This is a genomic window from Psychrobacter immobilis, assembly GCF_904846285.1.
Lineage (GTDB): Bacteria > Pseudomonadota > Gammaproteobacteria > Pseudomonadales > Moraxellaceae > Psychrobacter > Psychrobacter immobilis_D.
Map to the genome: position 1 here is coordinate 16,655 of NZ_CAJHAD010000014.1, position 25,882 is coordinate 42,536.

The window sequence follows — 25,882 nt, forward strand, 5'->3', positions numbered from 1 at the left end:
CTTGGCATTTAATATTTTTTACTAAATGAGCTATTTGTCATATAAGGTTGGTAGACGAATGTCAGCGGCGTTTAGGTAAGCATTAAAGGCAAGGGGCGTACCGCAGCTTTGCATTAGAGCAGCAAGAGATTGTACATAAGTATTCGCCGCTTGCGCCTGTTCCGTACGTGCTTTGAGCGACTGCGTTTGCGCTTGTACCACATCGATAGGCGTATTCAAGCCTTCTTGTAGTCCGAGTTGACGCAAGCGCAATACCTCTGCTGCTAAATCCACATTACTTTGTAATGCCTGATAGCGAGATTGGGCATTATTGACATCGTGCCAGTTTTTTTCGACCAACAATAATAGATTGTCACTGACTTCAATCTCAGACAAATCGGCTTGGCGTATCTTTGCATTGCTAGAGGCTAAGGTAGCGGGTTTATCAAGCCCGCCCCAAAGCTTCCAACTAGCAGAGATACCAGCGACCCAACTAGGGTCTTTTTCAACTTGTCCATAGCCATAAAGCATGACCGTAGGTTTGTAGCCCGTATCTGACAGTGCATGTAGCTGCTGAGCCTGCGCTCTTTTAGCCGCGACTTTTTGCAGACCTGGATGATTATTCAGTGCCAAATCTTGAAAGTAGTTCACATCAAGTAAAGGACGGCTAGAAACAAATAAAGGTGTGCTTGGTTTGATACGATAATCGGTACGCAAAAGACGCTGTAGTGCCATCATCGCAAGACGCGCATCATTATTGGCATTGACCGATTCACTTTTCGCATCCGCAAGCGCCGATTGGGCTTCTAAGCGATCGACGCGTGAGATAAACCCTTCTTCAAAAAGCCGCTGCGCCATATGGTCAACTTGCTGCACCGTATCATAAGCATCCTCACGTAAATAAGCGGCAATAATCGCTAATTGTGCCTTAAAATAACGCTCAATTAAGGTGTTATAAAGCTCGTTGGTATCCAGTATGCTATCGGCGACGGCTTCTTGAGTGCGGGCAGTAGAAGTGCCGGTTAATGCCGCTGTGCGTCCAGCGGTATAAATGGGCCATACCACTCCTAGACCTGCGCCCGTCGTTGAACCTGAGCGCTTTAAGTTGTAATTATCTGGGATACGGTCACCGACCAACTCACCAAAATCCGGTAAATCTTCTATGTTTATGGGTGGGTCGATATTATCAACGCTACTATTCACATCATTGATAATGCCCGTTTTAATCGACGATAAGTCAATATCGGCGTCTAAGTTATAAGCAGTGGCGGAGACACGTGCAAATACCAATGGATGATCAATGGTTTTTAGCGCATCGGTTTCATATTCGCTGGCAGCAATCGCGGCTTGATTGGCGGCGATTTTTGGTGAAACTTGCAATAAAATATTTTGCGCTTGCTCAAGACTGAGAAGGCTAGACACTTCTAAGGTATAACTGTTATCAATGCTTTTATGGGTGATGGGGTCAATAAGGGTGCTTAAAGCGATATTGGGCTTTGCTTTATCTAACTCTATATTAGGCGGCGCTGCTTTCTTTTTTATAATACTTTTTTGTGTAGGGTTTTTATAGGTTTGAGTCTGAGTTATTTGAGTGCCACTTCTTTGAATTGTATTATTTTGAGTACTATTCTTTTGAGTAATATTGTCTTGAAGGCTACTTGGAGTATCCGCGTCAATAATTTGCGTCACTACAACGGGCGCTACTTCATTTTCTGGCGTGATAATATCATCATTGGCGTTAGCGCAGTGAGACGTGGCTAAGCCCATGAGCGTAGCCGTCATCACAGCAGTAGACAGAGTCGATAAAGCAAATTTCATAAGTCACATAAGCCATTAATTAGAATGCAATGTGTTTCGAGCACAAAGTATTTAGAACGCAAAGTGTTTTGAAGATAGTCAAACAGGGCGATATTATAGACTATTAATAGAAAGCAAAAATTGGTTATTCATAACAAAGCGTACACTGTAGTGCCACAATAGTGACGGGTCAATGCTCACTATTCGCTTATTTTACGTTGAATGAGTGGGGCTTTTATGTTAAGTGTTTAACTTTAAGCCAGATAATAGCACTGTTTATGGGTGAGGGTTTATGGATGAGTGACTAAAGGTTGCTTAAATAGTAAATTGCTTAAGATAAACAAAAGTACTGGTCATAAATAGATAGCGATAACAGCACATGAATCAAACAAGCGCATAAAAACCAAGAAAAAACATTATATAAAATAGGATGTGAGTGATGGCTGGATATATTTTAGCGCTAGATCAAGGTACGACGTCGAGTCGGGCGATACTGTATGACGACCATGCCCGCCCGATTAAAATGGCGCAGCAGCCGACAACTTTAAAAACTCCGCAGGCAAGTTTTGTCGAGCAAGATGCGCAGCAGATTTGGCAAACGCAGATTAGCTGTGCCCATGATGTGATTAATCAGGCAGGGCTGCTGGCAACCGATGTTACCAGTATTGCGATTACCAATCAGCGTGAGTCTATCGTGATGTGGGACAAGCAAACGGGTAAACCGCTAGCGCCTGCTATTATTTGGCAAGACCGCCGTACCGCCAGCTATTGTAAAACGCTTGCTGCAGAAAGCGCGGGCGCTAAGACCGATAATAACCATGATGACATGGCAAGTGAAGTGCAGCGTATCACAGGATTACGTTTGAACCCTTACTTTAGCGCCAGTAAAATCGCGTGGTTGTTAGAAAACGATCCTAAATTAAGAGTACGCGCCAATAAAGGGGAAATCGCTGTCGGCACTATAGATAGCTGGCTTATTTATAATTTAACCGGCGGCGAGCATGTGATCGATGTGACCAATGCTTGTCGTACCTTATTGTATGATATCCATAAACTGGCATGGTCGGAGGAGTTATGTACCTGCTTTGGTGTACCAATGAATATATTGCCCAAGGTACTGCCATCTGATGGCGATTTTGGTAAAACCAAAAAAGGATTATTTGCCAAACAAATTCCTATTCAGGCGGTATTAGGCGACCAGCAGGCAGCACTGTTTGGGCAAGGCTGCCTTGATGCAGGCATGGCAAAAAATACCTATGGAACCGGCTGTTTTATGCTGATGAATATTGGTGAAAAGCCAAAACTGAGCGAGCATAAGCTATTAACTACTATTGCTTGGCAACGCAAATCAACGCCAACTCGTCCAGAAAATCTATCCTTTGATCAAATTGTCCAGTCTGGTAGACGTATGCTACAGCCGCCTAAAAGAGAAGTCACTTATGCCTTAGAGGGCAGTGTGTTTATGGCGGGCGCTATCGTGCAGTGGTTGCGTGATAATCTCGGTATGATTCAACAAAGTAGTGAGGTTGAGAGCTTAGCGCGGCAAGTAGATAGCAGTGAAGAGGTGGTCTTATTGCCGGCCTTTACAGGACTTGGCGCCCCTTATTGGCGCTCCGATATCAGTGCTAGTATTACGGGTATGAGCCGCGGTACCACCAAAGCCCATATTGCGCGCGCGGCATTGGAAGCGGTGGCGTATCAGACGTACGATGTTCTTATTGCCATGCAAAAAGACAGTCCTCATCCATTGACTGAGCTAAGAGTCGATGGCGGCGCAGCTAACAATGACTTACTCATGCAGTTTCAAGCCGACTTATTAGGCGTACCGGTGTTGCGCCCCAAAGACACAGAAATCACTGCTAAAGGTGCGGCTTTATTGGCAGGATTGAAAACCGGTCTATACGATGAATCAATAATGCAAGCGTCATGGCAAGTTGAGCGGATTTTTGAGCCTAAAATGTCTGCCGATAGACGTCAGCAGCACCTTAATAAGTGGCAACGAGCCATCGATAGAGCATTAAAAGTGATGTAAATTTATAATTAAAATTTCTAAAGCACCATAGCAACTCAGTTAAAAATTACTCAAAATGCTCTACTGACCTACAAAATCGTGATAAGGATACAGGCTGTAACGTAAGGTAATCGTAATTCGGACAGAGTTTACATAACCTATCTATCTGTCGCTATTGATAAATTCCTATACTTTAGAGGAATTAAGCAACACCGCTAATTTACAGTATTTAATTGTTGACTCATCAACGAATTAGCAATCAATAACTCTAATATATAACAAATAATTTAAGGATAATATTATGAATAACGATGGACGTATTACAGACCCTAATAACCGTGTAGTTAATGACGATTATGTTGAAGTAGGTGATAGAGAGCGTATTATCGATGATAATGAACGTCGATTAACTGGCACTGACCACGATATCAATGGCAATAGAATCGTTAGACATGAAAATGACAATATCATCGATGACCATGATGGTATCGATCGTACTGCCGTCAAGCATATGTCAAAAGAAAGTAAGCAAGATTTGAATGCTGATCCAATTACAGGTGAACCAGGTTCACATCCACTCGGTACAGGTATCGGTAGTCTTGGCGGTGCAGCAGCAGGTGCCGCAATTGGTACAATGGCAGGTCCACTTGGTACGTTAATCGGTGGTGCTATTGGTGCTATCGTTGGCGGCGGTGCAGGTCATGCGGCAGCGGAAGCCATCGATCCGACACGTGAAGAAGCTTACTGGCGTGCAGAATATGCTAAGGCAGATTATTATCGTGAAGGTCATGACTTTGACCGCGATTTACATCCAGCGTATGCTGTTGGTTATGCAAACCGCGCACGTTATCCAGCCGAGGCTCGTTTTGAAGACCACGAGTCAGATTTAGAGCGCTCATGGCATGAAGTAAAAGGTGAGTCGCGTCTAGAATGGAATGATGCCCGTCGCGCTTCACGTGATGCTTGGAACCGCTTATCATAATAGTACTCTAGGCTCACAAAACACGACGATAGCCAATAAAAGTAATAATGAATAACCTGATATTTTTTAATTCTGATAGTTAAGGTTAATTAATGGTGTATTTAATATGAGTAAGCAAACAATACAAAAGCTTACTCTCTCATTACTAGAGTTAGTCGGATTGTAGAGCTTATTCTACTAACGGCTAAAACAAGTCTGTTTTATGTTATTTTAAAGCTTCCAAAGATTCCTTTGGAGGCTTTTTTAATGTATATTGTTATATATGAATATATGGTGATAAAAGACAGTTATTAAAAATAATAATAATAGGCGATTTATGATTAATGATGTGCAAGGTAGTGCTTCTAAACAATTTTATATAGCAACTGCCAATTTACTAAATTTTGCCAATCCTAATCGAATTTATTACGAAAACGCACCTGCTTATACTAACAAAGAATACGACCATAAGCTGCGCGGCCTTACCGATTTATTGGCAAAGGCACATGCTGATATCATTGCTGTGCAAGAAGTATGGGATAGCAATGCGCTCGAAGCATTAGCGCTATCATTGGGATTTGAGCCTAAGCATGTAGTGATTCCGCTGGCAAGCAACGATAGTGCAAGTCCTTATACCCAAGGAAAGGGCGCGCAAAATACACCAGCCGTCGGTATTATCACTCGCTTTGAACAGTTAGAAAGCACCTTGCTAGAAGAGATAGAGCCAAAAGCGATCATTGACATTCCTGATATTGGACCTTATCAGCGCTTTAATCGCCCACCGCTCATATTACGAGTGAACGCTTATGGGCAGCCGATTACTATTATTACCGCGCATTTAAAAAGCAAACGGGCTTTTTTCTTACGCGATGAAAATGGTCACTTATTAGAAGATATGGACGATCCAAACATTCGCATTCGTGCCAAGCTGCGTAGTTTATGTATGCGCGCTGCAGAAGCCGCCTCTATTCGTATTTCTATCATTGAACGCTTGCATCATACTCGTGAGCCATTGATCTTGTTAGGTGATATGAACGATGTCACCGGTAGCGTTACCACTCAATTTATGACCGAAACTGGCGAAGTCAATTATGATAAGAGTATGCGTGACGTAGCATTGTTTGATGCTGCTCGTATCCAAGCCCGTTATGGTTGGATGAAAGATGTGGCGTATACCCATATTTATCAGGGTATGCCAGAAGTGATTGATCAGTTATTTGTTTCAGAAGAATTTTTGCCTGATAGTAAGTTTTCGCTCGGTCATGTTGAGCGAGTTGACTATTTTAATGACCATTTGAAGTGGGATTATGCCGATAGAGTCACTGATCATGGTATTATACGAGCGAAAATAAAACTTCACAATTAAACCCATTTTTTGCGTAGTTAGTGGATTATTTTTAACCTATTCATGTCCCTTGCTTGACTGTGTACAAGCGTTTATCATGCCTCTTCATTGAGTATAGTAGTGGTGCTATTGACCCAAATTACCGGTTGATAGAATGTTCTTAGATTTAGGACAGATGCTATCCGATGAAGACTATATTTATAAAGATGGGGCGTAACATTAAGAGATTTATCATGAGTGAAAGTAAAGACGACAAAATTGAAGATGTGTTGGTAGATTCGGAGCTAGCAAAAAAGCTGGTGCCTAATAAATTTAAGTTTACCAGTCAGCAAGGTCGCGCACGCCGTCAAAAGCTATTGATGGGCGCGAAAAAATTGAGTGAAACTCAAGCGATTAACGATATTACCTTGGCTGCTGTTTGTGAAGAAGCAGGTATTCCAAGAGCTTCTGCTTATCATTTCTTTCCAAACATCGAAGCGATATTTTTAGCATTGCGTTTTTTAAATGCCATCGACATCTTAGAAGTACTTACCACTGTTGAAACCGTTGATTATGACAGATGGCAAGCTTATTTGACCGCACTGATTGAGCGTTGCGTACAAATATTTGATGAAGATCAAACCAAAGCCAAATTGATTTATGACACCAATACGCCTGATTTTGAAGGTGACAGTTATGGTGAGCATATGGACAATCAAGTGGTGCAATTGGTTTATAAACGCCTATCAGAGCGTTATGAGATGCCGAAATTTGAAGATATTCAAGATGTATTATTGATTACCTTTAGCATTATCAATGCCATTTTTACGGTTTCTTACCGCCGTCATCAAAGCATTACCGATAAGTATTTACAAGAAGCCAATACCGCATCTATCGCTTATCTGCGCTGCTACTTACCAGAAAAATTACCGCGTAAAAATCGCTAATTGTTAATCCCTATGAAATTAGCCTAGAATTTAAAATCAAATAACAGATATTATTAAAAAGCCGACATGATGTCGGCTTTTTTGCGCGTATTTATTAAACATTTATTTAGCTATCAAGGGCGATCGCCCCAAAAGCATCTAATTTTTATCAATCGTTGTTAGCGCTTGACCGTTACAAGTATCATCGCTTGAATCTAAAGGGGCGTATTCTTCATAATAACGCACGATAAGCGCTTCTAAAGCGACGTTCGCTTTTGAGTCGTGGGTGTTAACGAAAGCCTCGCGCGCTTGCTCAAGCCAGCGATCAGCCAACCGAAAGTGACTGTTTGATGATTTTGCGCCGCGCTCACACTGGTCGGTAGCTGCCCATATTAATGACACTTCACTAAAGGCGATTTCGCGTGGCGCACTATTGATGCCGCCACTATCTTTAAGAGCGTTTAAAGCTGCCCATAAATCAGGTCGCATGAGCGCAGAAGTAGATGGAATGTCCTCTATAAGTTCAAGGTTTTCAACTTTATCATTTTTTAACGCTTGCAAGATATTTTCTGCTGTTTGGGCAGCTTCCACGCCAGCGTCTGAACGACTATTCATACTGTCTTTATCAGTGGCATAGTTCAGCCAAGCCTGAGCTTTGTAAGCAAAATATTGTTGCCGCGCGCTCATGTTTTTTTGCTGATAAATTTGCAATTCGTTCAACATGCAATTCATAGCGCGCTGTTGGGCGCTTTGAGCTTTAGAAGAAGCTAAGGTTTCAGTATCGTTGCTGCTAAGACAGTAATCTGCTATCTTTAGTGTATTAACTTTTGGCGCAGCGCTTGGCGTTGATACACAAGAAACGGCTGATAGTAGTAACGCAGCTGATAACGCAGTATATAAAGGTTTTTTATAGTCAGCGGCTTGAGTGCTAGGGTGAGGCATAAGAACAACCTTATAGTAAGGTAATAAGTATTAGAGGTTTGTATTTAAACGGGTTAGTTATCATGGGATAAAAAATATCGCCCCGTTAATACAAAATTGCCGTAAGCATGGCTTACGACAATGAGAATAAATGAAAACTAGGAGGAATTATAACGTAGAATTCGCGCTGAGCGGCTTATTTTTGCGTGAATCTTCGCGTTTGAATAAGTCTTCATCAAATTTGAAGCGCAATCTAAAGTAAGCATCTTCTATAGTAGTGTCGTTATAAAGGATTTAATACAGAATTCAATTGACTGTCGTATTTAAAGATACATTAGCAGATTTTTTTGCAGGTAATAGTTTGATGTTCCAACGAATATAACGGTATTCAGCAAGAGGGGTTTTAGTGACTTTACCAGCTACTTGACGCATTAATGGTATATCTGCATAGTCTTTTCCATCGATACTAGCTTGGGCGCTAGCGGGATGTGCCTCACCAGTAAATGTCATGCTTGAAGGAATTGGCAAAGTGATAATTAAGTCATTTAAATCTTGTGCTAAGGTATTAGTGTAAGTAGCTTTGTATTCAATGATAGCACCAGTTGAAGCTGTTCTGACAGGTATATAAACTACTTTACCCTGCTGATCCTTAAATACTTCATTAGTGGTTAGCTCCATTTTTACTCCATTATTAGCATACGCCAGATTTAATGAAATTATAGATAATAGAGCTGCTGACAAAATAACCTTTAAAAATCTAAGGCACTTCATAGTATATTTCTTCCTTAATTCTCATGTTGCTATCTACAAGCTGATTGAGCTTCAAATTGTCTATTACCATTGGTTATTATGTACTTTAAATACTGTATTACTATTAGATGATATAGCGACTATATAATTTAAAGATTATGAGGTAATTCTAAGGAATATGCTATTTAATTATAAAGTGGATAATGTTTATAATTTTATCTAATCAAAATATGTTTGAACACAGCCGTATGTTTATAGTTCTATTATAGCTCCTTTAGATTTTTATGAGTCAGCCGCTCTTAAACCTACAGTAGAGGCATACCCTAATTAATTTGCCTACAATTATTCATTTAAAAACTAATCACTATTTATTTCAAAAATACTTGTCATATTGGCATTTCTCTATAGCTATAAACAAACCCTCAATAAGTACCTATAATAGAGTGTCATTATCATTTGATAGTGAGAATCGCGTAGCGGATATCGTTTAATTTTACAACGATGTTTATATGTGCCTATGCTAATCTACAGTGATACGATCTATTTAGAATTCTCTGTTATAACCATGAATGGCAATGCAATGCTTAGATGCAGCAAGGACGTTATAAGGAAAGCATCAAGTCAATCGATTGCTCATTAAAACACGTACCACACTCTGATTTAATAACACCCTGTCATCGTGCAGGGCTGACTGATAAAAAGGATTAATAAAGATGAATTATTATAAGGATGCTGATAGCACCGAAACCCAAGAATGGCTGGAAGCGTTTGAGTCCGTTATCAAACATGCCGATAAGGATCGGGCGCAGTTTTTATTAAAAGCGTTATATAACATGGCAGTACAAGAAGGGCTGCCATTTAACCGTCTTGATACCGCTTATATCAATACCATCGCCGTCGAAGATGAGCCAATGTACCCAGGTGATTTAACGATTGAGCGTAAAATTCGTGCTTTGATTCGCTACAACGCCTTGGCAATGGTGATGCGCGCTAATAAAAATGATGATGATTTAGGCGGTCACTTAGCGACCTTCGCTTCAAGTGCGACTCTTTATGAGACAGGCTTTAACCATTTCTTCCGTGCTGCCAGTGATCATTTCGGCGGTGACATGATTTATTATCAAGGTCACTCAGCGCCTGGTATTTATGCGCGCTCTTATCTAGAAGGTCGTCTGACCGAAGAACAGCTGGAAAACTTCCGCCGTGAAGTCGGCGGCAAGGGTCTTTCGAGCTATCCGCATCCTTACTTAATGCCAGATTATTGGCAGTTCCCAACCGTGTCGATGGGCTTGGGTCCGATTATGTCCATTTACCATGCGCACGTGCATCGCTATATGGAAAACCGCGGTTTGCTAGAAAAAGAAGATCGCAAGATTTGGACGTTCTTGGGTGATGGCGAAACCGATGAGCCAGAAAGCTTGGGTGCGATTTCTCTCGCCGGTCGTGAAAAACTGGACAATTTAATTTGGGTGGTCAACTGTAACTTACAGCGCCTTGATGGTCCTGTGCGTGGTAACGGCAAGATTATTCAAGAGCTTGAGTCGGTATTCCGCGGCGCTGGCTGGCGCGTGATTAAGGTGGTTTGGGGCGGTCAATGGGATAGCTTGTTAGATAAAGATACCACCGGCGTGCTTAAATATCGTATGGAAGAAGCGGTCGACGGTGAGTATCAATTATATGAAGCCCGTACGCCTGAATTTACGCGCAAAGAGTTTTTTGGTAAATATCCAGAGCTAGAAGAGATGGCAAACGAGCTGTCTGATCATGATATTTCGCGCTTAAACCGCGGTGGTCATGATCCAATGAAAGTCTATGCTGCCTTTAGTGAAGCCATGAAAACCAAAGGTCAACCGACCGTTGTCTTGGTAAAAACTGTTAAAGGTTATGGTTTGTCTACCCAAGCACAAGCGGTAAATAAATCGCATCAAATCAAAAAGCTCGATCATGAAGCTTTGATGTATTTCCGTGACCGTTTTGATTTGCCATTTACCGATGACGAATTACAGACGTTACCGTTTTATCGTCCAAAAGAAGATTCGCTGGAGATGAAGTACCTAAAAGGTCGCCGTGAAGCCTTGGGTGGTCATCTGCCCAATCGCCGTAGTGGTCATATACCGCTCAATATTCCAGATTTGTCTATTTTTGATCGTGTGCTTAAAGGTAGTAATGGTAAAGAGCAATCGACTACCATGGTGTTTGTACGTCTGCTATCTGCCATGTTAAAAAATAAAGACATTCAAGACCGCGTTGTGCCTATCGTTCCTGATGAAGCGCGTACTTTTGGTCTAGAAGGTATGTTCCGTCAATTGGGCATTTACTCGGCTTCTGGGCAAAAATATACCCCAGAAGACAGTGAAGCCTTAATGGGATATAAAGAAGCCATCGATGGTCACATGCTAGAAGAAGGTATTAATGAAGCGGGTGCGATGAGTACGTGGATTGCACTGGCAACCAGTTATTCTGTCAATGCTTTACCGATGATTCCGCTTTATATTTACTATTCTATGTTTGGCTTCCAGCGTGTTGGTGACTTGGCATGGGCGGCAGGTGACTGTCAGGCGCAAGGGTTCTTACTTGGTGCAACGGCCGGTCGCACCACGCTAAATGGCGAGGGCTTACAGCATCAAGACGGTCATTCACAAATTCTATTTAACGTCGTACCGAACTGTGTCACTTATGACCCTTGTTTCGGCTATGAGCTGGCAGTGATTATGCATGATGGTCTACGCCGTATGTATGGCGAGGGCGAGCGTATTTATTATTACCTGACCTTGATGAACGAAAACTACGAACAACCTGCCATGCCAGAAGGCGTCCAAGAAGGCATTAAACGTGGTATGTATTTGTTAGAGGACAACGGTTCAAGCCAAGTTCAGCTGCTAGGTTCAGGCGTTATTTTACGCGAAGTGCAAAAAGCGGCCAAAATATTACAAGATGAGTTTAATATTTCATCTAACGTCTGGAGTGTGACCAGCTTTAATGAGCTAACTCGTGATGGTATGGCTTGTGATGATTATAACCGCCTACATCCAATGGATGAAGAAGTGGTGCCATGGGTCACCGAACAGCTTGCTCCACACGAAGGTATCGTCGTAGCGGCGACAGACTATATGCGCAATTATCCAGAACAAATCCGTGCATGGTTACCTGACAATCGTCCTTATACGACTTTAGGTACTGATGGCTATGGTCGCTCGGACACCCGTGAGCAATTACGTAGCTTCTTCCACGTAGATGCCGCACACATCGTGGTTGCAACGCTTAAGCGCTTAGCCGATGAGGGTGAAGTTGAGATGCGTCTGGTAAAAGATGCGATTTCAAGCTTTGGTATCGAAGCCGATCAACCGCCTGCATGGCAGCAACAGCCTCATTATGATCATTTCCCAGATGCGCCAGCCCCTGACAATGTCAATCCGAGCCCTGTACCAGAGTTTGTCGATGAAGATGATGATGAGATAAGTAGCGAAGGTCGCGCAGAAGACCCAGCCGACGCCGCTTTACTCAATGATGATGACGTCAAAGAATAGCCAAAAGACAAGGCAAACATAATACAAGGAGAATTACGGATGGATATTAAAGCCCCCGATTTGGGTGTCGATAGCGCCGAAGTCAGTGAGATTATGGTCGAAGTTGGCGACGTTATTGCAAAAGATGACAATATTATTTTATTGGAATCTGATAAAGCCTCAGTAGAAGTACCAAGCTCGGCTGCCGGTAAAGTAACTAAGATTAGCGTGGCAGTTGGCGACCAAGTGAGCGAAGGTATGGTGCTTATTGAGCTTGAAAGCGATACTGATTCTGATAGCCAAAATGACAGCCAAAGCACTGACACAGAAAACAAAACAGAATCTGGCACTGATAAACAAAATGAGTCGCAGGATAATCAGTCAGTCGAAAAGCAAAGCGATACTGATACTAAAGCTAACGCAGTTGAGGCAAATACTTCTCAACCTGCCAAACAAGCAAGTGAGCAAGCAGGCGAGCAAGTAGGAAAATCAACCACTCATGCTTTGCCCGATTTAGGTGTTGATGAAGCGCAAGTGTCTGAGATTATGGTCAGTGTCGGTGATATCGTCACTGCTGATCAATCCATTTTGCTTATTGAGTCTGATAAAGCATCGGTTGAAGTACCAGCGCCAGAAGCTGGCAAGGTCGAAAAAATATTGGTGCAAGCCGGTGATATGGTCGCGAATGGTCAAGACTTTATCGTCATTATTGCTGAAGGTGCAGCTAGCACGAGTACGGCAAATGAGAGTAAAGCAGAGGCTTCTGAATCGCAAGCATCAAAACCTGCTGACCCAACTAATAAAACTGAATCAGCTGAGCAGTCTGCTAAGTCGCAAACGACTGGCGAGCCCAAAAAAGCCGCTAAATCTACGACTAATACGAACGCTACAAATGCTAAGCTGAGCGAAGCACAAGTCAACGAAAAAATGGTCGATATCTATGCCGGTCCTGCTGTGCGTAAGCTTGCGCGTCAGCTAGGGGTTGATATCTCCCAAGTGACGGGTTCGGCGCTTAATGATCGTATCTTAAAAGAAGATTTATTTGCGCATGTAAAAGATAGCTTGAATACGCAAAAAGTAGCACCTGCAAGTAGCAATGGAGTTAGCTCAAGCCTACCAAGCTTACCTGATATGAGTAATACTGAAATATGGGGTGAAACCGAAGTACAAGATTTAAGCCGCCTACAAAAAGTGTCGATACCGCAGCTTAATTATAATACCTTATTGCCGCAAGTGACGCAGTTTGACTTGTCTGACATCACAGAAACTGAAAAGTTACGTGGTGAGCTTAAAGGTGCTATGAAAGCGGAAGGTATTGGCTTCACTATTTTAGCTTTTGTTGTCAAAGCGACTGCTTACGCATTGACTCAGCATCCGCGTTTTAACAGTCATTTGAGCGACGATAATACCCAAATTATTTTACGTAAGAGTGTCAATATGGGTATTGCAGTAGCGACTGATGACGGTTTAATTGTACCTGTTATCAAAAATGTGCAAGATAAAGGGCTTAAGCAGATTGCCGTTGAAATTGGGGAACTTGCGGTTAAAGCGCGTGATAAGAAGCTCACGACTAAAGACTTGCAAGGCGCGAGCTTTACGATATCTAGTCAAGGTAACTTAGGTGGTACTGCATTCACACCATTAGTAAATTGGCCACAAGTGGGTATCTTAGGCGTATCAGAAGCCAGTATGCAGCCGCGTTGGAATGCAACTAAGCAAACCTTTGAGCCGCGTTTGATGTTGCCGCTATCATTGTCTTATGACCATCGGGTGATTAATGGCGCCGATGCCGCGGTATTTACCCGTTATATCGCAACATTATTGGCGGATCCACGTCGGATTTTGCTATAGGTTTTATGATTATTTAAAAATAGTATGAATCATGAAAAGACTGTCTACGGGTGGTCTTTTTTATATCTGTTATTTCACTAAATTATAGATAAATGACAGATATAAAGAAGCCAGCTATTAAGCTGGCTTCTTTTATTTATGCCGTTCAGTCTATAGCAATGGGCTATATTAGAACTGTTTTACAAAAGCAACACCATAAACCCAAGGGCTGATATCGATTTCACCAATATCTGCACCGTTTAAAGTAGCATCAGTTTTGATGTCCATATAACGGGCATCAATACGGAAAGACTCGGTAGGAGCAAATGGGATATCAAGACCAATATGACCAGCAACACCAACGCTATCGTCAAGTTTTAACTCAGTACCTGGGACATTGGCTTTCTCTTTAAAGAAAGTCGTGTAGTTCACACCAACACCAACAAATGGTTTCACATTCATAGGCATGTTATAGCCGTCGAAGTGGTATTGTAGTGAAAGAGTCGGTGGTAAATGTTGAGTTCTACCTGTGATTTCACTACCATTTGCATCAGTTAAAGTGAAATCATGATGAAATGGAATAGCCGCTAGTAGTTCAACACCAACGTTATTAGCGATAAAGTATTCGCCACTGATGGTTGGACGTACATCGCCGTCAACATCTACAGCATAATTTGTATTACCTATAGTGACGTTACCGTTATCGCTTTTAGGATCAACATAGTGTGCGCCGGCAGCGACTGACCAAGTACCAGCAGGTACAGCAAAAGCAGTGGTCATAGTAAGGGCAGTTGCAGCAGCTAAAACTAGGGATTGTAGTTTCATCGTTTGATTCCTCAACATAATAGATGATTATTGGTCAGTTTCTAATGAGGGATGACATTAGTGACCGATACACAATGTTATAGTTATTGTTAACTCGTAACATTATCTCTCTATTATAATACAAAAACCTTACCAAAAGTAAGGCATTGCATAGAAAGTAGTAATATTTATATTTTAAGTTACAGTTGCGATTGATGTGATAGGTTAAATTAAGGTCTATTTTTTAATCAGTTTTAATTTTTCGCTTTTTCTACTATTTGCTAAAGGTTCTGGTTACATATTATGCTTGGCTATTGTAGTAATTCTCCACTGCGCTGTGAAAATGCCCGTTCAATCAAACTGTTAAACCAAATTGATTCGTGTTGTCCTAAATGTGGTTTATTCTTATTACCTGCGCAAAATTTAAGCGGTCAATTAAGAGCTGATGAGCGCTTTCTACGCTTGGTCTTTTTTGTGATTGCTATTATATTGTTAGCGGCAACCTACATTTATTATCTAAATTTTGTATAATCGTGACTGCTGATGGATAAATCAAAGTAAAACCAGCTTTGATACTTTTAATTTTGATACTTTTAATTTTAAAAGCAATCCATCACTAATTTTCTAAGAAAAACCATATTTTTAGAATCAATTCAGCTATTCATCGATTGTCCATACTTGGCTTTTATTCATATAAGACCGGTCTAAAACCGCATAGGGACGCCATGCTACTCCAATCTATACGGCGCTTGCGTCTTTTTGTCTATAACATTCTACAAAACGATGAGCATGACACGCTCTTTAGTCGCTATGTTGACTACTTCCTCATTCTTTTGATCATGGCGAACGTGACCGCGGTCATCGCTGAATCTGTAGATAACTGGTACTATCCGTATCAAGAGTATTTTACTTGGTTTGAAAATTTCTCGATTATCGTATTTTCTATCGAATATTTGCTCAGGCTATGGAGTGTTGCTGAAGCGAAACCGGACAATACCACGTGGCGTCAGCGCTGGGAATGGCTAAAAAGTCCATCGGCTTTGATTGATATCATTGCGATTGCGCCTGCATTCTTGAATTTCTTTGTCAGTATCGATTTACGCTTCTTACGTATCTTACGTCTGTTTCGCATACTTAAGCTCACCCGTTATTTTGCTTCCTTACGTATTTTATTGGTGGTTATCAGTAAGGAAAAAGGCTCGTTTCAAGCGGTCCTTTTTATCTTGATTATTATGATTGTGACGGCATCGAGTGGGATTTATTTGGTCGAAAACCACGCGCAGCCAGACGAGTTTGAATCGATACCCAAAGCCATGTGGTGGGCGGTGGTCACCTTAACGACGGTTGGCTACGGCGATGTAACGCCTATCACCAATGCCGGTAAGATATTGGGTGCAATTATTACCATATTAGGTGTCGGTCTGGCTGCATTACCAGCCGGTATTTTGGCGACAGGTCTGGCAAATGAGCTCAGTCAGCGCCGTGAAGAGCTTGAGCAAGATTTTCGCGGACAATTGGTCGATAGTGATTTTGATTTGGTACAGAATCAGATGATGATTGAGAAAATCCGCCGCGAGCTTGGTTTGGATAAGGAGCAAGCACAAGAGATTGTGCTGCAAGTATTGCGTGAGCAAGAGCTGGAACGCCGTGAAAGGGAAGTGCGGCAAAAGAATTTTTGCCCGCATTGCGGTGAGCCGTTAGAGTAATATTGAAGTTTAAACATTTTTCTTAAAGGTGATTCTTAAGAGCAGCTCTTAAATCAAAAGTTTTTAGTTTAAAAAAAGGGTGAGACGTTATTAAATGGCGTCTCACTCTTTTCATTTTATAAGCAGAAACCAATCCTACCTTTCTATATTAATGTTAAATCCCTTGCGGAATGGGCAGGGCGCGTGCTAATTCATGCGCCACTTCTTGCGCGGCTGTGGATAAATCTAACGCAGGCAGGGGTAGGTTTTGTAAAGTCAAATGCCAGTCATCCACCTCTCGGCGCAAGTGCGCCACCCAAAGCGTAATGCAATCACGCGGCAGCTGCTTTAAATTAACTTCAAAAGAGCGGTTGCCTTCATCATCGCTTAAATGAATCTCACCTTTTTTGACTCTGCCGAAAGGCTGTCCATGATAAGAGTTAGCAAGCAAAGCGATATGAGTAATGTGCGCGGGGATTTTATCTAAATAAAGCCGGATTTGCTCTTGGTCAAGGGGTGCAAGGTACATCGCTTGCTCACCGCGATCTTTGCCATTGAGGCTATCGCCTTGATGCTTGACCGATTCGGCTTTATCACGTAACTGCTTAAACCAAACAATATCGCTGATGGTACAGTTATCGTCATACAGCACGCAGGCCAAGTCGATATCAATGGCGCCTTCATTTTTCTTAAAGCGCTTCTTTAAATTTTTAAATAAGCCTTTTTGCTCAATCTTGGTAAATTCATAATTTAGCGCAAAGAATAACGTTCCCGCATCTAAACCCAGCCCTCTTAAACTGTCTGAAAGTAGTGGTGATGGGATAGTGGTCGACATAATATTCCTTTTGGATTTTACATGTTGAATGTTGCAATAGTTATTTTAAATATTATAAGCGTTAGGGTGTTTGAGTATGGCTATTAGATTTTCATAATCATTAATAATGAGCTATTTTTCTTCATAATTTATTGGTTTGTCTAATACGGCTTGATAAAGCAGCGCGGGCTTAGCATCTAATAGACCGCTACCAAAGCCACGTAACCACCAAACCAGCTGCGAGGTTAAGTTGACGGTCGCTTGTATGGTAAGCGTTTCATCGCTATTGACGATGACTATTTGGTCGTCACTCAGCTTACTTTCCGTTAAGCTTTTGCCCGCTTGTTTGGTAAATTGTAGCTCAACCACGGTATGTTTTCCATGATCGGGCAGCTGGCTAAATAGAGGATGGCTAAAGCCCATGCCACCTGCATCTAGATAGTTATCCAATTGGAATTTATCTGGAGTTTTAGCCGCGCTTTCTAATATCTCGACGCTGGTAAATCGATGCAAAGCAAAGGTACGAATAATCATTTCTGGGTCATCGGTACGCGTTGCCAATAGGTAAATAATTACCCCGCGCTGAATGATAGCAATAGGGTTTAGGGTATATTCGCTGGCTTGTGATTTATCACTGCGGGTATAGCTGGCTTGTATTTGTAATTGATAAAATAAGGCATGATAAATGTTGTCTTTACTTTCTAAATCAATATGCGGGGCAATTAAGGGCTGAGTTGCAGGCTCGATACGTACTCTATCAATCCAGGAATGCGTGACTTTGCTGTTTTTGAGCTGCCTGCGTGCTAAGTCAAACCAAGGGAATAGTTCATCTAAAATAACCGGCGGTAGCAGTTGGCTTAGATTGGCTTCGACCATATTAAAGGCAACTGCTTGTGACAAGTTCATATGCGGTAAGCTTTGCAGCGGCGCATCATCTTTCCAGCGCCAGCCTTGTGGATTGGCATTGTTTTTTTCGATAGGAAAGCGTTTAGCAAGAGCATTTAAGTCGCGTTGCACCGTGCGTAAACTGATATCAAAGCCTGCCAATATAAGCTGCTCGTAAACATGGGTTGTACCTACCCAGCGATTGCGCTGCAATTGCGACAGTACTTGCCATTGCCGCGCCGTCGTCGCGGCTCCATGACGATTATCTGCTGCTTCTTCAGACGCTTTATTATCTGCATTAACTTCTTCATTTTGCTCAGTAACTTCTCTCATCACTAGCGCAGTTGCTGATTTATCAACAGCTGCTTGAGCTTGAATACTATCGGCGTCAATAGAATGTACAGTCATTAAAGATAACCTTTATTCAGTCACAGGTTTGGTTGCTAGCTTCTCTGAGTTTTTTATCAATAAGAAAAGCAAAGTCAAAGGCAAAGGCAAAACACAAAAACCAATCATCGCAGAAAAGCATGACAACGTCTACAGATGCACTTCTGTATTTGTCTCTATGTTTTCATCTGGCTTTACGTCTGGACTTGTATCTAAGTCACCTTTCTTTTTCTTGACCTTTTTTTGCTTATCTTGTTTTTTCTGACGCTTAGCTTGGCGCTTTTTCTTGGCTTTCTTTTTCGACTTTTTATCATCGACTTCATCATCAGTGTTCTGATTTTCGTCCCAAAGCATCAAACGGCTTAGTACTTTGCCAAATAAAGTTTCTTTGCGGTAACGACCTTTTTTATTCATAGTATCAACAGGCAAACCGGTCATTAAGGTCAAGGCTTCACTTAAGGTATGTACACCATAAATATGAAATTGCTCTGCTTGAACGGCGGCAATGATGTCGTCACGTAGCATTAATTGTTTGACGTTGGCCATTGGAATGACCACGCCTTGTTGTCCTGTCAGCTCTTGCTCACGACAAGCGTCAAAGAAACCGGCGATTTTAGAATTAATACCGCCAACTGCTTGGACTTCGCCTAATTGATTCATCGAACCGGTAATCGCAAAAGATTGATTTATAGGGACGTTTGCTAGAGCAGATAGCAATGCACAGCCTTCACTGACCGTGGCACTATCACCATCGATATGGGCGTAACTTTGCTCAAAAGCGAGCGAGGCGCTAAAGTTTAGCGCATGATGCTGACTAAATAAGGCGCGCAAATAACTGGTCATAATCAACATGCCTTTGGCGTGTAAACTACCGCCTAAATCCACATCGCGCTCGATATCGAGGATTTCGCCCGCGCCGATATTTGGTTGAATGACCGCTGTCAGACGAGCGGGCATACCAAACTCGCTATCGGCATAGCTGACGACAGTGAGCGCATTTACTTGCCCGACAGCATCACCTTGGGTCTGAATAAGCTGCTGGCCATTTTTTAGCTCATCCCAATAAAGGTCGCGCAAATATCCTGAGCGCTCATCCATATCGTCAATAGCATAAGTGACATGAATGGCGCTAACGATATTTTTACCGCTCAAACGTGCATGGCGGTTGGATTCATGTAAGAGCTTAATCAATAAATCGCTATGTAAACTTAAGCGGTCTTGGTCTTCTGCTTGTAAGCTTAAATGCTCAAGTAAAGCGGCTTGGGCGCTACTATCAAAAGGATAGAGGTTGGCATAATCAATGATGTCGGCCATTTTTGCCACCAATGCCAATTCGTGCTCAGGGCTGCGAGTCACATCATCATGAAAATCGGCGCGTACTTTAAATACCGCATCAAACTCTGGCTCAAGCTCTAGAAGTTCGTAATATAAATCCGCTTCGCCAAGTAAAATGACTTTGATATCAAGGTCAATGGGTTCGGGCGCGAGCGATAGGCTACCCGTTAAGGTGAGCATCTGCTCAAGGCTTGACAGCTTGATTTTACGTGATTGGAGCGCGCGCTTAAGACCTTGCCATGCATAAGGGTGCTCAAGTAAGTGACTGGCTTCTAACAATAGATAGCCGCCATTGGCACGGTGCAGGGCACCTGCTCGAATCATACTGACATCGGTGGTCACCGTGCCCAATTGGGTGATTTGCTCGACATGACCCAATAGGTTTAAATGCGTCGGCAAGTCTTCAAAGATGACAGGTGCCCCACTATCTGATGCGTGACTGACAATGACGTTCACTGCATAGCGGCTCGGCGTTGTAGCGAGGACTGCCGTCACAAATTCTTCGTCATCGCCATTGACGATACGCTCGACATGCGTGACCATATCGGCAAATACGGTTTTTAGATAGTCGATAACCAATGGATGGGCAGCGAACTGCTCATAGATAGGGGCAAATAAGGGCTGTAGTGCTCGACGTGCAATATTGCGATGTAGCGCTTCAATCGCATCATTGGCTTCGTCTTCTAATTGCTCTAACGCGATGGTTAACTGACTTAAACGCTTTTGCATATGGTTCTTTTGCGCAAAATTATTCAGCTCAGCCTCATATTCGCTCTTGCCGTAGTCGTGGTTAACATCTTTGCTAACGCTATCATCAGCACTAGAAATATGGGCATTTGGAATGTTGGCTCTTTGAATTTCCTCTTTTATTGACTTATTTTCCTGGTTGTTAGAGGTTTTGTCATCTTTAACTTCACTATTGCTCTCTTCTTTGGGTAGCTGGCTAGGATGTACAAATACCGCTTTATTATCAAATGAACGAAACGTCAATGCCAAATCGTACTGTTTGCCTTCGGTATTTAGGTCGTCGTAAGCCTGACTTTCTTTTTGATGGGTATCATTTTTGATGGCTTCGATTTTGCTTTGATATTGATCGCTACGAAAACGCTGACTAAGTCGTTTTTTGGCTTGCTGCCACAATTGATTGACCTGTTGTTGTAATATCTGCCCTTGCTCAGCAGGTAAACGTAATGCTTGCGGTGTACGTGGATCGGTAAAGTTATATACATAAACCCAATCATCGGGTGTTGGTGCGTCAGCGGCAATCCGCTGTAGCAAGCGACTGATAACCGTGCGTTTACCTAAACCATTTTCACCAGCGGCAAACACATGATAGCCGCTGGCATGAATATCCAGTGCCGTATATAACGCTTTAAGGGCACGCTGTTGCCCAAAGCCGATATCTAAATCGGGGGCAGTGCGGGTATCGCTCGGTAGCTCATTGGTATCCGTATAACGCTTAAGCTGCTCGGCACTGATAAGGCAGCGCTCATTAACATCGATAAATACCGCATGAGGCGTGCTAGGTGCATCTAATGTGCTATCTGGCTCAGTAGTGTCTGACGGCTTTTTGCGTGCCAGTTCTTTTTTAGGTAGCTTTGTTTTAGAGGGCTTTTTTTTAGGCAGATTCGTTATTAATGATTCTGACTCTGCTGCTTTATTAACAGGTGTTACCATAGGATTGTTGTCTTTTGGGTCTTGATTCATAGGTGTATTTTGCGGTTCGGTCATAGTGATATAGTAAGTCGTTTTAAAAGGGCGGAATGGTTGGTGAGCTTTTGCTGTTTGGGCGCTAAGTTTAAGAATGCACTTTTAATAATGAATCTTTTTAATAATATATCAGGACATCTTACAAGATATAGGCGCGTTTTAGACAAGACATTCAGCGCAATTTTGTATCATAGAGAAATGGATATTTTTATTAATTAGGTTGAGGTCATATTAATTTTGCTAAGATAATGTGATGACTGTCGAAGAAGATAAGCCTTCAATATAGGGGTAGATAGTATAAGATGGCGTACATTGGCGCAATCTGCAACTATTCAATAGGCAGCCTGCATGATAAAATAGACGGTTCACATGTCAAAACTGGATAACCCGTATGTCAGATTCTACTAAAACCTCTTCATCATCTGCTAACACGGGTAACATTCATATTGACCCGACAGGTTTTGTAAAGCTCGGTGCGCAATTACCCACACTGGCAAATATATTGGCGCAATCAATAGATGAGTTGGGTCTTGCATTAAGTACGACGCAGCAGCGCACGTTATTATTGTATTTAGACCAGCTTTTATTATGGAATAAAGCGTATAATCTGACCGCTATTACCGATCCAGTCGAAGCGCTGATCAAACATATCATCGATTGTTTGGCTATTATAACGCATTTACCATCAGGGTCGCTGCTGGATATTGGCACGGGAGCGGGCTTGCCAGCGGTGATTATCGCTATCTGTCAGCCTGAGCGCCAATGTACCGCGCTTGATAGCAATCAGAAGAAAATTCGCTTTATTAAACAAATCAGCAGCGAGCTTGGTTTGAGTAACATGCACCCAATCGCCTCGCGTATTGAAGCGCATGAAGCCAGCTATGAGGTAGTAACATCGAGAGCTTTTGCTAGCTTGATTGATTTTGTCGAAGTCGCTCAGCCGCGCTTGGTGGATAATGGTTATTTATGCGCGATGAAGGGCAAAGCTCCAAGCGATGAAGAATTACAGGCGCTAGATGGCAGTTGGCAGATTAAGACAATTCCGTTAAAAGTACCGCGTTTACAAGATAGTCGTCATTTAATTGAATTATCTTATAAAAATGTCTAAGCTATGAGCACGCAATACACTGTAAGACAACAATTGTTCTATAGTGACATATAAATGGTCTTATCGTTTATACGCAGGTGTTTAAGTAACCTTATAGGTAAGCGTCAGGTATTTGAGTAAAACAATAAGCACGAGCAGCAAAATGCTTCAGTAAAATCAGTAATAGATCCTAATTAAATTGAGTGAGTGTATGGAAATCATAGCAATTGCGAATCAAAAAGGCGGCGTGGGTAAAACCACGACGGCAGTGAATTTGACTGCCAGCTTAGCGGCCAAGCGCAAGCATGTACTACTGATTGACTTAGACCCACAGGGTAATGCGACCAGTGGCACTGGCGTGGATAAGAATGAATTAGAGCTGACCATCGCTGACGTGCTGCTTGATGATGTTGCACTGTCTAAAGCGATTGTGAGTAGCCCTGCAGGGTTTGATGTCATCGGTGCTAATCGTGATTTGGCGGGTATGGACATCACTTTAATGAGTAAGACCAACAGTCATGAGCTATTTAAAACGGCGATGGCGCAGTTGGTCAACGATCAAATCGCCGCCAATAAACCTGCTTATGATTATGTGATTATCGATTGTGCACCGAGCTTAAACTTGCTGACGATTAATGCTTTGGTTGCCACCGACAGCGTTATCATTCCGATGCAGTGTGAATATTATGCGTTAGAAGGTTTAGCGGACTTGTCACAGACAATTGAGCGACTCACTGAACTTAATCCTAAGCTGTATATTCGCGGCGTGGTCAGAACCTTATTCGATGCGCGTAATACCTTGGCGCGTGATGTGTCTGCTGAATTAGAGGCGCATTTTGGCGAGATTATGTACAAGACTCACATTCCAAGAAATATTCGTCTAGCAGAAGCACCGGCACATGGCTTACCAGTTATCGCCTACGAGAGATGGTCAAAAGGCGCACGCGCGTATCAAAAACTGGCAGCTGAAGTGATGAAGCAAAGTTAATAGTTATAGCTTTCTAATCATAAGCTGCTAATCATCAGTAAAAACAGCAAATTATATTTATCAGTAAGCCGGCAGTAGTAAGCATTGGGCTTTTTATTTTAGCGTTAGAGGATAGGTAATCATGGCAAAGAAAAGAGGGTTGGCTGCTAATCGAGGCTTAGACGCCTTATTAGGGTCAATCAAAAAAGAAAAGCAAATTGCCGCCTCTGCCTTACAAGATGATACGGTGGTGCGCGAGCCTACTGTGTCAGATGCAATGTTAGAAACTGACATATCAGAAGCTAACAGACAGCAAGACGATGCCAGCACGGCAGACAAAGCTGCAGATACAAAACCTATTAAAAAGCCTTCCGCCTCGTCAATCACAGATGAATCTACTGACAGTAATAATCGTAAAGCGCGTACTACTAAGAAAATTCCTGCTAATAAAGCTCGTGTAAATGCGATAGAGAATAGTGCCCCTGAAGACCAGATCAGCTTGGTGCAAATCGATGTTACGCGTCTGCAAGCAGGTAAGTATCAACCGCGCCGTGATATGAGTGAAACAGCGCTAGCAGAATTGGCCTCTTCTATTGAACAACATGGTGTCATGCAGCCGATCGTTATTCGTCCATTACTGGCGAATGAAGACAAAAGTGAAGCCTTGGTTACGCATGAGATTATCGCCGGTGAGCGCCGCTGGCGTGCGGCAAAAATGGCTGGTAAATCGGTTATACCAGCGATTGAGCGTGCGTTATCTGATGAGCTAGCAATTGCATTGGCATTGATTGAAAATATTCAGCGAGAAGATTTATCGGTGATTGAGCAGGCTGCTGCTTTACAGCGTTTCCATACAGAGTTTGGTATGAGTCATGCCATGATTGCCGAAGTCGTTGGTAAGGCGCGTACCACGGTTTCGAACCTTTTGCGTTTGAATCAATTACACGACACAGTCAAAGACCATTTGGCAAACAGTGCTTTAGATATGGGGCACGCCCGTACATTGTTAGCTTTATCATCAGAACAGCAGCCTATCATTGCGCAAAAAATCATTGATGGTGGTATGACGGTGCGCGAAGCTGAAAAGTTGGTAAAATCCATCCTGCAACCTGCTCCTAAAGTCAATCGCACTGAGCAAGTACAGTCTCGTGATGTAGAGCGTTTGACCCAACGTTTAACCGACATGTTAGGGGCGGAGGTAAAGCTCAAGCATAAAAAAGACGGGCAGGGTAGTGTTGAGATATTTTTCCATAGTCAAGATCAACTGGCTGCCTTAATTAAGCATATAGAAGCGCAGGCTTAAGGCTTTTTATGAGCCTTAACTAACTATTTAAATGTAAACCATCTTTTAATAATTTATAAAAACATAGAAGAGAGTCAGTATGTGGGAGCTGGTAAAAGCAGGTGGTTGGCTGATGACACCTATCGTGGTGTGCTCAATATTGGCATTGGTTATTATTATCGAACGTAGTCATACTTTGCAGTTTAATAAGATTGTACCCAATAGATTGCGCGAACAGCTGATAACCCGCCTACGTGAAAACGGTGATATAGGTCGTACGCAGTTGATGAATGTCAAAGAAAAAACCCCTTTGGGTGATATTCTAGCGACTGGCCTGCTTTATCGCCAATACGGCTTAGACTCGATGACGATGCACATGCAAAACCGTGCCAGCGTACAAGTGCATCAATTAGAAAAAAATATCAATATGCTTGGCACCATTGGTGCAATTGCGCCATTGCTTGGTCTGTTGGGTACGGTATTGGGCATTATCTCGTCGTTTTTGGCGATTACGGATGGCGCGATGCAAGACCCAACCATGCTCGCTGCTGGCGTGTCACAAGCTTTGATTACCACGGCTGCTGGTATGATTGTCGCTATCCCAGCTTTGGTTGCTTATCGTTATTTTCAGCGCCGTATTATCGATATCAATGCGCAGTTTGAGACCCAAGCAGGGCTCATGATTCAAGAGTTATATGATTATCATTTATTAGATAATATTCCTGATTCTGCTACGTCTCATGCAGGCAGCCATACAGCAGTAAATAGTAAAGAGAGTCAAGTAAGTAATGAGCTTTCTCTTGACACATCAGATTTGGATAATACTGCAGCGGCGACTTTATAATAGCAATAGCATTATTGATGATTATTTGTTGAGCAAAAAAGTATAAGCATCTCAAAAAATATTAGGCACATTAAATA

At 42.4% G+C, this 25,882-nt stretch carries 18 protein-coding genes; 11 read left to right on the forward strand and 7 right to left on the reverse strand.

Going from position 1 to position 25,882, the window contains the following annotated elements; translation table 11 throughout:
• Positions 1–30: 30 nt before the first annotated feature.
• Positions 31–1,797, reverse strand: coding sequence for a TolC family protein (locus JMX13_RS09220; RefSeq protein WP_201612218.1), 1,767 nt, complete (start codon positions 1,795–1,797; stop codon positions 31–33).
• A gap of 418 nt (positions 1,798–2,215) precedes the next feature.
• On the opposite strand from JMX13_RS09220, the gene glpK reads away from it, so the two are divergent.
• The 4 genes from glpK to JMX13_RS09240 all read left to right on the forward strand — a co-directional run bounded on the left by glpK (position 2,216) and on the right by JMX13_RS09240 (position 7,019).
• Positions 2,216–3,808 (forward strand): glycerol kinase GlpK, encoded by a 1,593-nt coding sequence (gene glpK, locus JMX13_RS09225; protein WP_201612219.1) that lies wholly within the window; start codon positions 2,216–2,218, stop codon positions 3,806–3,808.
• A gap of 490 nt (positions 3,809–4,298) precedes the next feature.
• Positions 4,299–4,769 (forward strand): glycine zipper domain-containing protein, encoded by a 471-nt coding sequence (locus JMX13_RS09230; protein ID WP_227679158.1) that lies wholly within the window; start codon positions 4,299–4,301, stop codon positions 4,767–4,769.
• Positions 4,770–5,085: 316 nt separating this feature from the next.
• Positions 5,086–6,114: an endonuclease/exonuclease/phosphatase family protein gene (locus JMX13_RS09235; RefSeq protein WP_201612221.1), complete on the forward strand. Its 1,029-nt coding sequence runs from the start codon at positions 5,086–5,088 to the stop codon at positions 6,112–6,114.
• A gap of 212 nt (positions 6,115–6,326) precedes the next feature.
• The gene (locus JMX13_RS09240; RefSeq protein ID WP_201543145.1) at positions 6,327–7,019 is read left to right on the forward strand and encodes a TetR/AcrR family transcriptional regulator; all 693 of its coding nucleotides are present in this window, start codon (positions 6,327–6,329) and stop codon (positions 7,017–7,019) included.
• A gap of 138 nt (positions 7,020–7,157) precedes the next feature.
• Here JMX13_RS09240 and JMX13_RS09245 read toward each other — a convergent pair whose 3' ends face one another.
• Both JMX13_RS09245 and JMX13_RS09250 read right to left on the reverse strand, forming a co-directional pair.
• Positions 7,158–7,940 carry a hypothetical protein gene (locus JMX13_RS09245; RefSeq protein WP_201612222.1) on the reverse strand — a complete coding sequence of 261 codons (783 nt, stop codon included), beginning with the start codon at positions 7,938–7,940 and terminating at the stop codon, positions 7,158–7,160.
• Positions 7,941–8,225: 285 nt separating this feature from the next.
• The gene (locus tag JMX13_RS09250) at positions 8,226–8,690 is read right to left on the reverse strand and encodes a hypothetical protein (protein ID WP_201612223.1); all 465 of its coding nucleotides are present in this window, start codon (positions 8,688–8,690) and stop codon (positions 8,226–8,228) included.
• Between the two features lie 692 nt (positions 8,691–9,382).
• Here JMX13_RS09250 and aceE point away from each other — a divergent pair.
• Positions 9,383–12,196 carry a pyruvate dehydrogenase (acetyl-transferring), homodimeric type gene (gene aceE / locus JMX13_RS09255; protein ID WP_201543142.1) on the forward strand — a complete coding sequence of 938 codons (2,814 nt, stop codon included), beginning with the start codon at positions 9,383–9,385 and terminating at the stop codon, positions 12,194–12,196.
• A gap of 39 nt (positions 12,197–12,235) precedes the next feature.
• On the forward strand, positions 12,236–14,026 hold the full coding sequence (locus JMX13_RS09260) for a 2-oxo acid dehydrogenase subunit E2 (protein ID WP_201612224.1): 1,791 nt from the start codon (positions 12,236–12,238) through the stop codon (positions 14,024–14,026).
• Positions 14,027–14,194: 168 nt separating this feature from the next.
• Here JMX13_RS09260 and JMX13_RS09265 read toward each other — a convergent pair whose 3' ends face one another.
• Positions 14,195–14,830 carry an OmpW/AlkL family protein gene (locus JMX13_RS09265; RefSeq protein ID WP_201612225.1) on the reverse strand — a complete coding sequence of 212 codons (636 nt, stop codon included), beginning with the start codon at positions 14,828–14,830 and terminating at the stop codon, positions 14,195–14,197.
• Between the two features lie 704 nt (positions 14,831–15,534).
• Here JMX13_RS09265 and JMX13_RS09270 point away from each other — a divergent pair.
• The gene (locus tag JMX13_RS09270) at positions 15,535–16,515 is read left to right on the forward strand and encodes an ion transporter (RefSeq protein WP_201612226.1); all 981 of its coding nucleotides are present in this window, start codon (positions 15,535–15,537) and stop codon (positions 16,513–16,515) included.
• A gap of 154 nt (positions 16,516–16,669) precedes the next feature.
• Here JMX13_RS09270 and JMX13_RS09275 read toward each other — a convergent pair whose 3' ends face one another.
• The 3 genes from JMX13_RS09275 to JMX13_RS09285 form a co-directional block, all read right to left on the reverse strand.
• Positions 16,670–17,329, reverse strand: coding sequence for a TerD family protein (locus JMX13_RS09275; protein ID WP_201612227.1), 660 nt, complete (start codon positions 17,327–17,329; stop codon positions 16,670–16,672).
• Positions 17,330–17,440: 111 nt separating this feature from the next.
• Positions 17,441–18,601 (reverse strand): WYL domain-containing protein, encoded by a 1,161-nt coding sequence (locus JMX13_RS09280; RefSeq protein ID WP_201612228.1) that lies wholly within the window; start codon positions 18,599–18,601, stop codon positions 17,441–17,443.
• A 129-nt stretch (positions 18,602–18,730) separates the two neighbouring features.
• The gene (locus JMX13_RS09285) at positions 18,731–21,646 is read right to left on the reverse strand and encodes an ATP-binding protein (protein WP_201612229.1); all 2,916 of its coding nucleotides are present in this window, start codon (positions 21,644–21,646) and stop codon (positions 18,731–18,733) included.
• Positions 21,647–22,016: 370 nt separating this feature from the next.
• Between JMX13_RS09285 and rsmG the strand changes: the two genes are divergently transcribed.
• The 4 genes from rsmG (at position 22,017) to JMX13_RS09305 (ending at position 25,805) form a co-directional block, all read left to right on the forward strand.
• Positions 22,017–22,733 (forward strand): 16S rRNA (guanine(527)-N(7))-methyltransferase RsmG, encoded by a 717-nt coding sequence (gene rsmG / locus JMX13_RS09290; protein ID WP_201612230.1) that lies wholly within the window; start codon positions 22,017–22,019, stop codon positions 22,731–22,733.
• Positions 22,734–22,923: 190 nt separating this feature from the next.
• Positions 22,924–23,700, forward strand: a complete 777-nt coding sequence (locus JMX13_RS09295; protein WP_201612231.1) for a ParA family protein — start codon at positions 22,924–22,926, stop codon at positions 23,698–23,700.
• A 121-nt stretch (positions 23,701–23,821) separates the two neighbouring features.
• Entirely contained in the window at positions 23,822–24,982 is a 1,161-nt protein-coding gene (locus JMX13_RS09300; protein WP_201612232.1) for a ParB/RepB/Spo0J family partition protein, read from the forward strand.
• Positions 24,983–25,061: 79 nt separating this feature from the next.
• The gene (locus JMX13_RS09305; protein ID WP_201612233.1) at positions 25,062–25,805 is read left to right on the forward strand and encodes a MotA/TolQ/ExbB proton channel family protein; all 744 of its coding nucleotides are present in this window, start codon (positions 25,062–25,064) and stop codon (positions 25,803–25,805) included.
• The last annotated feature ends 77 nt before the right edge of the window (positions 25,806–25,882 follow it).

Bases quoted from the DNA above. Each gene is read 5' to 3' on its own strand.
- JMX13_RS09220 (WP_201612218.1), bottom strand. From the start codon at position 1,797: ATGAAATTTGCTTTATCGACTCTGTCTACTGCTGTGATGACGGCTACG.
- glpK (WP_201612219.1), top strand. From the start codon at position 2,216: ATGGCTGGATATATTTTAGCGCTAGATCAAGGTACGACGTCGAGTCGG.
- JMX13_RS09230 (WP_227679158.1), top strand. From the start codon at position 4,299: ATGTCAAAAGAAAGTAAGCAAGATTTGAATGCTGATCCAATTACAGGT.
- JMX13_RS09235 (WP_201612221.1), top strand. From the start codon at position 5,086: ATGATTAATGATGTGCAAGGTAGTGCTTCTAAACAATTTTATATAGCA.
- JMX13_RS09240 (WP_201543145.1), top strand. From the start codon at position 6,327: ATGAGTGAAAGTAAAGACGACAAAATTGAAGATGTGTTGGTAGATTCG.
- JMX13_RS09245 (WP_201612222.1), bottom strand. From the start codon at position 7,940: ATGCCTCACCCTAGCACTCAAGCCGCTGACTATAAAAAACCTTTATAT.
- JMX13_RS09250 (WP_201612223.1), bottom strand. From the start codon at position 8,690: ATGAAGTGCCTTAGATTTTTAAAGGTTATTTTGTCAGCAGCTCTATTA.
- aceE (WP_201543142.1), top strand. From the start codon at position 9,383: ATGAATTATTATAAGGATGCTGATAGCACCGAAACCCAAGAATGGCTG.
- JMX13_RS09260 (WP_201612224.1), top strand. From the start codon at position 12,236: ATGGATATTAAAGCCCCCGATTTGGGTGTCGATAGCGCCGAAGTCAGT.
- JMX13_RS09265 (WP_201612225.1), bottom strand. From the start codon at position 14,830: ATGAAACTACAATCCCTAGTTTTAGCTGCTGCAACTGCCCTTACTATG.
- JMX13_RS09270 (WP_201612226.1), top strand. From the start codon at position 15,535: ATGCTACTCCAATCTATACGGCGCTTGCGTCTTTTTGTCTATAACATT.
- JMX13_RS09275 (WP_201612227.1), bottom strand. From the start codon at position 17,329: ATGTCGACCACTATCCCATCACCACTACTTTCAGACAGTTTAAGAGGG.
- JMX13_RS09280 (WP_201612228.1), bottom strand. From the start codon at position 18,601: ATGACTGTACATTCTATTGACGCCGATAGTATTCAAGCTCAAGCAGCT.
- JMX13_RS09285 (WP_201612229.1), bottom strand. From the start codon at position 21,646: ATGACCGAACCGCAAAATACACCTATGAATCAAGACCCAAAAGACAAC.
- rsmG (WP_201612230.1), top strand. From the start codon at position 22,017: ATGTCAGATTCTACTAAAACCTCTTCATCATCTGCTAACACGGGTAAC.
- JMX13_RS09295 (WP_201612231.1), top strand. From the start codon at position 22,924: ATGGAAATCATAGCAATTGCGAATCAAAAAGGCGGCGTGGGTAAAACC.
- JMX13_RS09300 (WP_201612232.1), top strand. From the start codon at position 23,822: ATGGCAAAGAAAAGAGGGTTGGCTGCTAATCGAGGCTTAGACGCCTTA.
- JMX13_RS09305 (WP_201612233.1), top strand. From the start codon at position 25,062: ATGTGGGAGCTGGTAAAAGCAGGTGGTTGGCTGATGACACCTATCGTG.